This is a genomic window from Sulfuricaulis sp. (assembly GCF_049587675.1).
Taxonomy (GTDB): Bacteria; Pseudomonadota; Gammaproteobacteria; order Acidiferrobacterales; family Sulfurifustaceae; genus Sulfuricaulis.
The window spans coordinates 1-9,816 of sequence record NZ_JBAVEJ010000281.1 but is presented as its reverse complement, the minus strand read 5'-3'; the positions used below and the strand labels follow the sequence as shown (position 1 = coordinate 9,816).

Below are 9,816 nucleotides of genomic sequence, written 5' to 3'. Positions count from 1 at the left end.
CGAGTTCCTCGACCGGCGCTTCTTCCGCGGCGGACGGTGTTTCCTCGATGGTAGTGCGCTTGATGAAGGTGCGCTTCTTGCGCACTTCGACCTGCACGGTGCGCGAGGCGCCGGTGCGCGTGCTCTGGACAACCTGGCTGGTGGACTTGCGCTTGAGCGTGATTTTCTTCTTGGCCGCGCCTTCGTCGGTGGCGCCGTGGCTGGCGCGCAGATAATGGAAAAGTTTTTCCTTCTCTTCGTCGGTCAGTGCGTCGTCCGGTTTTTTAGCTGACAGGCCGGCCGCCTCCAACTGGCGCAGCAGCGTATCCGGCGGGATGCCGATCTGATCCGCGAAACCTTTGATGGTGATCTGCGTCATAAACTCCTGGGGGTCGGGAAAATTATCCCGCCTTTTCGTCCTCGAACCACGGTGCGCGCGCCGTCATGATGAGTTCGCGCGCGCGCTCTTCGGTCATGCCCTCAACCTCGAGCAGATCGTCCACGGCCTGCTCCGCCAGCTCTTCCATGGTCTTGATGCCATGGGAGGCCAGGAGATGCGCCGTGTTTTCGTCCATACCCTTCATTTCGAGCAGGTCCTTGGCCGGTTCCGCCAGGCTGATCTTCTCTTCCTGGGCGATGGCACGCGTCAACAGCAAATCGCGCGCCCGGTTCCGGAGTTCGTCCACCAGTTCGTCATCGAACTCCTCGATGGCCAGCAACTCCTGCTTCGGCACGTAGGCAATCTCGTCCAGGTTGCTGAAACCTTCCTGCACCAGGACCGTGGCCACGTTCTCATCCACCGAAAGCTGTTCCATGAACAGCTGGATGGCGTTCGCCGCCTCCTTGGTGCCTTTTTCCTGGGCTGACTGCTCGGTCATGATGTTCAGCTCCCAGGTGGTGAGCTCGGAGGCCAGCCGCACGTTCTGTCCGCTGCGTCCGATGGATTGAGAAAGCTGCTTTTCGTCCACGATCACATCCATGCTGTGCGATTCTTCATCCACCACGATGGACTGTACTTCGGCCGGCGCGAGCGAATTGATCACGTACTGGGCCGGGTTATCCGACCAGTGGATGATGTCCACGCGTTCGCCGGCGAGTTCGTTCGACACGCTCTGCACGCGTGAACCGCGCATGCCGACGCAGGCGCCGATGGGATCGATGCGCGGATCGGAGGAGCTGACCGCGATTTTGGCGCGCAGGCCCGGATCGCGCGCTGCGCCGTGAATGGTGATCAGACCTTCGCCCGCCTCGGGAACCTCGAGCTTGAAAAGCTCGATCAGCAGCTTGGGCGCCACGCGCGAAAGAAACAGTTGCGGACCGCGCGGCAAGGATTTGACGTCTTCCAGCAGCGCGCGAATGCGATCTCCCGGGCGCAGTCCCTCGCGCGGAATCATGGCGCTCTTGGCGAGCAGCGCCTCGGCATTGCCGAGGTCCACCACGACATCGCCGCGCTCCAGACGTTTGACGACGCCCGTGACCATTTCGCCCTTGCGGTCCTTGTAGAGGTTGACGATCTGCTCGCGCTCCGCCTCGCGCACCTTCTGCATGATGACCTGCTTGGCGGCTTGCGCGGCGATGCGGCCGAATTCGACCGGCTCGAGCGGGGCTTCGATGAATTCACCGATCTGGATGTCCGGATTCTGCGCGCGCGCCTCGGTCAACTTGATCTGGCGGTCGGGGAACTCGACCGGATCGGTTTCGTCGGCAATCACTTCCCAGCGACGGAAGGTGTCGTAGGATCCGGTGTCGCGGTGAATGAAGACGCGCGCGTCAGTGTCGCCCTTGTGGCGTTTGCGCGTGGCGGTAGCCAGCGCCGCTTCGAGCGCCTGGAAAATAATTTCCTTGTCCACGCCCTTTTCGCGCGACACGGCATCGACAATCATCAATACTTCGTTACCTATCATCTCGCTCTCCCGTCACTCCTGACGTTCGGAATCGGGGGACCAACCGGGCCCGCTCCATGCCATCGAACGCCAGATCAAAATGCTCTTTGTCCACTTCCACCACGACGTGATCCGCCGTCACATCCACCAGCCGGCCGGAAAAATTCTTCCGCCCTTGCAGTGGCGGCTGCATCTTTACCTTGATCGTCTCGCCAATGAACCGCCGGAAGTCCTCCGGCGTCACCAGCGGCCGATCGAGACCGGGCGACGACACTTCCAGGGTGTACTGCCCCGGCAGCGGATCCTCGACGTCGAGCAGCGCGGAAAGCTGCCGGCTGACACGCGCACAGTCGTCGACGTTGATGCCCGCGGGGCCATCTATATACACCCGCAACGTGGGGCTATGGTGGCTCCCCGCCAGTTCCACGTCCACGAGTTCAAAGCCCAGGGCCACGACACCGGGCTCGAGCAGTTTTCGCAGATCCGCTCGCGTACCACGCATAACTTCTTGCCCCATAAAACAAAAGTGGGCGCGCGGCCCACTTCTTTTACTTACTCTTGAGACGGCTGAAACCGGGCTGAATTATAAGCACTTCCACCGGAATCGGAAAGTGCCACGGCCCGTGCCGCCGGTCTGCTGTGAAACAAAAAGGCCCCGGCGGGGCCTTTGGGATTTGGTAGCGGGGGCAGGATTTGAACCTGCGACCTTCGGGTTATGAGCCCGACGAGCTGCCAGACTGCTCCACCCCGCAGCAAGGACCGCGAAGTCTACCGTCCGGAATGGCATTATTCAAGGAAAAATAGGAACTTATCGGGCGGATGCGCCCTTCACTGCGAATCGCTGTTAATGTTGGAGATCAGGAGAATTTGTGCTGCCGACCTGAGGCGGTTGCTCCCGCAGCACCTCGATACAGTAGATGTAGGCGATCCACCCCATGATGCCGCTAACCAGGCTTATCAGCAAATCAAACAGCAGCGGGGTGTCAGGCGGAAGCCAATCGGAAACCAGCGACGGCACGAGCACCAGGACTGCGAGAAAAGCGGAATCGGACAGGCGATCCCAGGCAATCCGAAGCGCCGCCTTGAGGCTGGGGAGCAGGTGAAATTCCCGGCGCACGAACACGAACGGCAGCCAGTAGACAAAAACGAAGGTCAAAATCCCGACCACGGGACTGAAAAGGGGAGCGATCGCATTCATGAGCGCCTTGATGTCATAGCCCGTCACCAGCATGGCTACGACGATCAGCACATTTATCACCGCCGCCAACAGCAGACCTGCCTTCAGCGCCAGCCACACAAATGCCGCGAAGACCACCCTGCCCGCACGCACGACTTCCACCACTGTCAGAGTTTCCCGACTTTGCGTCAGGGCTTGAAAAGCCCCGGCCTGCAGGTAATAGAAAAGCATCAACACCGTTGCCATCAGGAATATGACCGGCGCAGAGGGGGGTGAGGCGTCGGCGGGCATGCTCCAGCGCATGGTAACTATCAATGCCAGTTGCACGCACAGCAGCAGCCAGATGCCCGGGCTTAACAGCGCGCGAATCGCGGCGCGCAGGCGGAGCCCGCTTGCGCGGGCCGGGGTGTCATGGGATACCTCAGGCATAGGCAATTCGGTCGACCAGGAGATTCGGCGTGATCAGCCTAATTTGTAATGCTTTTTGACGGGGTTCAAAATTTCCCAAGTGCAGGACAGGCCGGCGGGGAACGTCACAAAATCGTTTTCCACGATACGCACCGGCTCGCCACCATCGGGTGTCACGACAATCTCGCCTTCGAGAATGTAACAGGTCTCTTTCTGGTCATAGGTCCAGGGGAATGTCGATGTCTCCCGGGTCCAGACCGGCCAGTCGTAAACCCCGATAATCTCCAGTTTCTTGGGCGAGGGATCGTGCTCGATGTAAATCTGATTCATGATGATTCATCTCGAATGGTTGCGGCGATTTTACGGCCCGGACCGAGGCCATGGCAATGGTGCAGGCTTCTCACAACAACACCAGAAACAGCCAGTAAACCAGCACATTCACCAACGTCAGCGGAATACCCACGCGGGCGAATTCGATAAAGCTCAAGCTGTGACCGCCTTTGCGCTCGGCATTCTGAATGATAATGACATTGCTTGCGGCGCCCAGAATGAAAAGATTGCCGGCCAATGTCGATCCCGAGGCCAGCGCGAGCAGCTCCTTCGATGAAGTCCCGGCATGTATCAGTATCGGCAGATACAACGCCACCAGCGGAACATTGGAGATGATCTGGCTCAGCAACATGCTGACGGCAAAGATCGTTCCTATCGAGGCCGGGTTCAGGTTTCCGCGCGCCATCAGCGATTGGAAAAATCCCGACATCCAGACGCTTTCCATCAACACGAACATCGCGGCAAAGAAAACCAGCGTGCGCCAGTCGATTTGACGGACAACGCGCCAGCGTTTCGGGCTGAAAAACAGAATCGGCGCCGCGGCGATCAGGGCGATCCAGGTCAACCGGAAATCGATTTGCGGCATCGTGAAAACCAGCGCCAGCTTCACGGCCACCAGAATAATTATCAGGATCAGCGACAGCCGCGCCAGGCGGGCGAGCGGTTTGTCGCGCAAATCATGCCGTACGTGCACCAGCGCATCGCCGTGGAAACTTTCGTGGTAGAAAAATTTCAGAATGAAAAAGGCCGCGAACAGGCTGATGACGGTCGGCAGCGCGAGATGCCGGAAAAATTCCACGAACGGGTTGGGCATCCGGCCATGAATCGCGACCAGCAGGTTCTGCGGATTGCCTATCGGACTCACCACGCTCCCGATCGTCACGGCGAAGGCCAAAGCGAGCAACAAGACCTTCGGTGGCATCCGGTGCTGTTTGGCCAACAGCAACACCAGCGGCGTGCCGATCACCGCCAGCGTGTCGTTCATCAGGAATGCCGAGGCAAGCCCGAAGCCAAACAGGATCGACAGGATCAATCCATCCGCGGAGCCGGCGCGGCGGAACATCAGATAAGAGAGATGAAACAGATAGCCGCTTTCCTCCAGCGCCTGTCCCACGACGAATACGCCGAACAGGAACAGCATGATGTCCGGGTCAATCGCACCCAGCGCCTCGCGCGGACCGATCTGTCCGGTTACGAGAACCGTCACGGCCCCGAGCAGCATGATCTGCCACAGCCCAAAGTGGAGATTTCCGACGCGGCGCACCGCGATGAGCACAAACACGGCGCACAGGACAATGATGGGAATGTTCATGGAAACGAGTCTTTTCTTGTTTGGGCCGTCGCGCCACCACCGTCGAGTAACCGGATACGGCGCCGCCTACGTCGGGTTCTTCTATAATACAGACTCGATCATACGGATTTAACCTGGCTTCGCCAGCGATGATGTAACACGAATCTATGTCCCGGTTCTATTATTCTAAGGATGCGCGCGTCGAACGATCGCTGCGCCATTCCGTGCGTGACGGCGTCGCCTACTCGATGATGGCAGGGGCCGGGGAGACCTATCTTTCCGCCTACGCAATTTTTCTCAAGGCCAGTACCGCGCAGATCTCGCTGCTGACCGCCCTGCCCTCGCTGCTCGGCTCGCTGGCGCAGGTGTTATCCGCCTGGCTGGCCGGATTCGCGCCGCGGCGCAAGACACTCATTCTGTCCGGCGTCCTCATCCAGGCACTGACGTGGTTACCGATGATCTGGCTGCCGTATTTTTTCCCGCAGCACGCCGTGCCGATAGTCATCACCTGCGTGGCGCTCTATTACGCCGCCGGAAACTTCGTCACCCCGGCCTGGAACAGCCTGATGGGGGATCTGGTCCCGGAGCGCAAGCGTGGACGCTACTTTGCCCGGCGCACGCAACTGATGAGCATCATGACCTTTGTCTCCCTGGCCGGGGCCGGCCTGCTGCTGCATTTCCTCGAGCTGACCGGGGAGACGCGTCTCGGATTCATGATCGCTTTCAGTCTCGCGGCGAGCGCGCGTCTGTACTCGGCTTATCATCTGGCGCGCATGCATGAGCCGCTGCGGGCGCCCGCCCCGATGGCGTTGCCGCAATTCAGCGGCCTGTGGCAACGCCTGCAGGCTTCCGACTTTGCGCGATTCACGCTGTTTTTGGGAATGATGAATTTAGCGGTGGCCATCGCCTCGCCGTTTTTCACGGTCTACATGCTGCGCGATCTGAATTTCACTTACCTGCAATACACCGCCAGCACCGGCATCTCGGTGCTGGCGCAATTCCTGACACTCAATATGTGGGGACGCTTCGGCGACATCTTCGGACATCGCCGCGTGATGGCGCTGACGGGCTCGCTAATTCCCATCCTCCCGGCGTTGTGGCTGGTCTCGCCGGAATTCTGGTACATCCTTGGCGTACAGACGCTGGGCGGCCTGTGTTGGGCCGGGTTCAGCCTGAGCGCCGGAAATTTTCTCTACGACGTTATGCCGCCCGACAAGCGTTCCACCTACGCCGCCATTCACAACGTCCTCAGCAACTCCGCGATCTTCAGCGGCGCCCTGGTCGGCGGTTATCTCAGCACCGTCATCCCCACCGAATTAATCATATTTGGATACACCATGCATTGGACCAGCGGGCTGTGGGGCGTCATCCTGATCTCCGCCCTGGCGCGCGCCACCGTCGCGCTGACATTCCTGCGGCGGATACGCGAAGTGCGCGAGGCGCGGCGGCCGGTGTCGGCCAGCGGCCTGATGATACGGGTCGTCCGGTTCAACGCCCTGGCGGAACTGGTGATTGACCTGTTGGGTGCGCAACGGCGACGGCGCCGCACCCGCCTCCTGGAATCGAATCAGGCCGCCGGGTCCGGATAACGCGGCGCCGGGCGCGGTCCGGTTCGGTCGCTTGGACAAAATCCATCATTAATGCTAAATATTGATCACAACGGTATTCTCCGAGCCAAGGACCGGCTGAACTCCCCCGAGCCAGACGATCTGCAAGTTGGGCTAAACCGCCGGTCAGCAATACCATTGCTTCCGTCATGTCACCCCTGTTCCGCGGGGCTCACAGGCATTATGGTATTTATGATATTTCAGGAATTCACGCGGACATTTTCGATCGCAGGGATGAGAATCATGAACAAACATCGTATGACCGCCATGGTGGCGGCTGTGGTATTCGCAGGATTCACGTTGGCGCTGGCAGCGGAGGAAAAGCTGGACACCGCTCCCGCTGACAACGCTTCTCAGCCGATTACTTCCGAGCAAAAATCGTTGACGGAAACTCCGGCGTTGGTGGCAACCACTCCGGTACAGGCGTTGGCACAATCCAACGACAAGTTGCTGAGTGAAATGAAGGTGTATCCGTCATTCTGAGGCGCATCGACGCGCGGCTAGTGCCGTTCCAACTAATTAATGACTACTTTACTGTTTCATCCGGCGGTGGTTGCAAAGGAAAAACGGCCGTTCAAATTCTGAAAAATAAGTTGGAACGGCACTAATAATAATAATCGAGCCTTGCGCCGAGCACGTCCATGTGGCTTTCAGGTTGATGCACGCTATACAAGGTACCTGCCGCCGAGACTGTCTTTGAGGCAGAGGAACTGAAGCGGTAGCTGTCGTAATAAATACTTACTCCAAAACGCGTTTTGTCCGTCTCCTGTCCCCAGTTCATCTGCCACTTCGCATAACCGGAAAGCTGCTTGCCGGGCGAGAGATCCACGTCGCTATCGAAGCCGATGTCCGCGAGATAAGCACGCTCATAAGTATAAAGCGGATACTTCAGGCCAAACTGTAAATAGGCTCGACTCGTTTCACTCTGGAACAGAAATCCCGGCCCCAGCTTGCCGTAGAGAATGAAATAATCTTCCCGGTAACCCTGGGCGACCGAGCCGTTGGCCGTTACGCCATTTTGAAGATCGCGGATCCAGGTATCCACTCCCAAGCCGCCGAGCAGATCCATGCGGAGGCTGCCCGCCAGACGCAGGCCACCCATGACCTCGGCGTTGACGCCGAAATAATCGACGTCGGTTTGCGCCGAGACCCCTGTCTGGGTCTGGCCGTCATAATCGATAACTCCCAGGTAGGCGCGAGCTTCTACCGCGTAGGGGTTGGTCTGGTCACCCTGCAGCAAGTGATCGAGCATGAACCCGACCGTCAGTCGCGGACCCGTTTCGCTGAGGAGGCGTTGGTCTCCGTTGAATTCCTTCCAGTGGAAACTTTCCACGCCCGCATTCAAGGCGAACGACGGCTTGGAGGTCGGCTCGTCGGCAAACACCGCGGGCACGGCGACCATATAAAGAGTCAGGGTTACCCAATGATGGCTGCGCATGTGGTTTCGATCGAGTCCCTGAAGTGGTGATTATCAATAATATTCAATATTCAGGAACTCATGAATTTTTATACCGTGACAATTCAGGATAAGTTTTTGATCGCCTGCCGGCACAGTTCCATGATCACGCCCACCCACGGCAACACACCGATCAACAGCAATGCATTGAAACCCATCAGCGCCTGCACGTCCCAGCCGGCGCGGATCGGGGCACGCTCGGTGGCATCGTCGAAATACATGAGTTTGATCACGCGCAGATAGTAATAAGCTCCTATAACGGCCAGCAGCACCGAGGCGACCGCGAGCCATATCATGTCCGCCTGAATGACCGACTGGATCACGAGCAGCTTGGCATAGAAACCCGCGGTCGGCGGCACGCCGGCCATGGACAGCATAAGCAGCATCATGAGGAAGGCGTGCCATGGGCTGCGCTGATTGAGGCCCTTGAAGTCCTCGAGCCTCTCGGCTTCGAATCCCGCGCGCGACAGCAGGATGATCATGCCGAAGGAGCCGGCGCTCATGATAGCGTAAACCAGAATATAAAACAGCGACGAACCGTAGCCGTTCGGGCCGGCGCTCAGGATACCGAGCAGGAAAAAGCCCATGTGCGAGATCGACGAATACGCCAGCATGCGCTTGATGTTGTCCTGGGCGATGGCGACGATGTTCCCGACCGCCATGGACAGCAGCGCAATGATGATCAGCATCGCCTGCCAGGAACCGGCGAGCGGCTCGAGTCCGCCGACCAGGAGGCGCAGGAACAGCGCGAACCCCGCGAGCTTCGGCGCCGTGCCGATATAAAGCGCCACGGCCGTCGGGGCGCCGTGATACACGTCCGGCACCCACATGTGGAACGGCACCGCACCCATTTTGAAGGCCAGGCCGGATATGACGAACACCAGGCCGAAAATCAGGATGATGTTGTCCGGCGACATCTTGCCGATCGCGCGCGACACCGTCGGAATATCGAGGCTGCCGGTCACGCCGTAGAGCATGGACATGCCGTAGAGCAGCATGCCCGAAGCGATCGCACCAAGGACAAAATATTTCATCGCCGCCTCGGTCGCCACGGACGAATCGCGCTGGAAGGCGATCATGGCGTAGAGCGACAGCGACAGCAGTTCCAGCCCCAGATACAGCGTCAGGAAATGGCTGGCCGAGGCCATGATCATCATGCCCACCACGCCCAGAAGACCCAGCACGAAATATTCCCCCCGGAACATGCCGCGGTCGCGCAGGTAGTCGCGCGAGTAGGCGAAGACGAAGAAGGTGATGCCGTAGGTGCCGAGTTTGAGAAAATCTGCGAGCCGGTCGGCGACGAACATGCCGTTGAAGGTGAACACCGGCGCCGCCGTCATGACCTTGAGCGTCAACAGCACCGCGCCAGCCAGCGTCGCCTGCGCCAGCCAGTAGGAAACCACCCGCAGACGGTCTGACAGGAACAGGTCGAGAACCAGGATCGCGCAGGCCATCGAGAACACGAAAATCTCGGGTGCCGCGGGCATCATTTCGGGGATGACAAATTTCATTTAAATTTCACCGCAAAGACGCAAAGAGCGCAAAGAAAAAGAAAATAGTTACGGAATAATCAAACAAGCTAGAGTTCATTAACAATTCTCTTAATACCACTTTTAAGCATGGTAACATTGAAATTAATCAGAATTCCCAATTTCATTTTCGATAACTTAAGATACGTTAGAAGT

The 9,816-nt window shown here is 58.6% G+C and carries 11 protein-coding genes and 1 tRNA gene; 2 read left to right on the top strand and 10 right to left on the bottom strand.

Features of this window, described 5'->3' with window-relative positions; all coding sequences use genetic code 11:
- From WB402_RS14490 to WB402_RS14460, 7 genes are all read right to left on the bottom strand, one after another.
- The coding region (locus tag WB402_RS14490) for a translation initiation factor IF-2 associated domain-containing protein (protein WP_424209069.1) at positions 1-358 on the bottom strand (358 nt) is incomplete at its 3' end.
- A gap of 22 nt (positions 359-380) precedes the next feature.
- A complete protein-coding gene (nusA, locus tag WB402_RS14485) occupies positions 381-1,883 on the bottom strand; it encodes a transcription termination factor NusA (protein WP_424209067.1) in 1,503 nt (500 codons plus the stop codon).
- A complete protein-coding gene (rimP, locus tag WB402_RS14480; RefSeq protein WP_424209065.1) occupies positions 1,873-2,364 on the bottom strand; it encodes a ribosome maturation factor RimP in 492 nt (163 codons plus the stop codon). Before rimP ends, nusA begins: the two co-directional genes overlap by 11 nt.
- Positions 2,365-2,537: 173 nt before the next feature.
- A tRNA-Met gene (locus tag WB402_RS14475) sits at positions 2,538-2,614 on the bottom strand.
- A 92-nt stretch (positions 2,615-2,706) separates the two neighbouring features.
- On the bottom strand, positions 2,707-3,468 hold the full coding sequence (locus tag WB402_RS14470; RefSeq protein ID WP_424209063.1) for a hypothetical protein: 762 nt from the start codon (positions 3,466-3,468) through the stop codon (positions 2,707-2,709).
- 33 nt (positions 3,469-3,501) lie between these two features.
- Positions 3,502-3,777 carry a cupin domain-containing protein gene (locus WB402_RS14465; protein ID WP_424209061.1) on the bottom strand — a complete coding sequence of 92 codons (276 nt, stop codon included), beginning with the start codon at positions 3,775-3,777 and terminating at the stop codon, positions 3,502-3,504.
- A 70-nt stretch (positions 3,778-3,847) separates the two neighbouring features.
- Positions 3,848-5,089 (bottom strand): anion transporter, encoded by a 1,242-nt coding sequence (locus tag WB402_RS14460; RefSeq protein WP_424209059.1) that lies wholly within the window; start codon positions 5,087-5,089, stop codon positions 3,848-3,850.
- Positions 5,090-5,235: 146 nt separating this feature from the next.
- Between WB402_RS14460 and WB402_RS14455 the strand changes: the two genes are divergently transcribed.
- Both WB402_RS14455 and WB402_RS14450 read left to right on the top strand, forming a co-directional pair.
- Complete coding sequence (locus WB402_RS14455) at positions 5,236-6,657, top strand: MFS transporter (RefSeq protein ID WP_424209057.1); 1,422 nt, start codon at positions 5,236-5,238, stop codon at positions 6,655-6,657.
- A 261-nt stretch (positions 6,658-6,918) separates the two neighbouring features.
- Positions 6,919-7,158: a hypothetical protein gene (locus WB402_RS14450; protein WP_424209055.1), complete on the top strand. Its 240-nt coding sequence runs from the start codon at positions 6,919-6,921 to the stop codon at positions 7,156-7,158.
- Positions 7,159-7,279: 121 nt separating this feature from the next.
- Here the strand turns inward: WB402_RS14450 and WB402_RS14445 are convergent, their stop codons facing one another.
- The 3 genes from WB402_RS14445 to WB402_RS14435 all read right to left on the bottom strand — a co-directional run.
- Positions 7,280-8,113, bottom strand: a complete 834-nt coding sequence (locus tag WB402_RS14445) for a hypothetical protein (RefSeq protein ID WP_424209053.1) — start codon at positions 8,111-8,113, stop codon at positions 7,280-7,282.
- An 83-nt stretch (positions 8,114-8,196) separates the two neighbouring features.
- Positions 8,197-9,642, bottom strand: coding sequence for an NADH-quinone oxidoreductase subunit NuoN (gene nuoN / locus WB402_RS14440; protein WP_424209051.1), 1,446 nt, complete (start codon positions 9,640-9,642; stop codon positions 8,197-8,199).
- 68 nt (positions 9,643-9,710) lie between these two features.
- Positions 9,711-9,816 (bottom strand): GxxExxY protein (locus tag WB402_RS14435; RefSeq protein ID WP_424209071.1); only part of this gene is annotated, 106 nt, incomplete at its 5' end.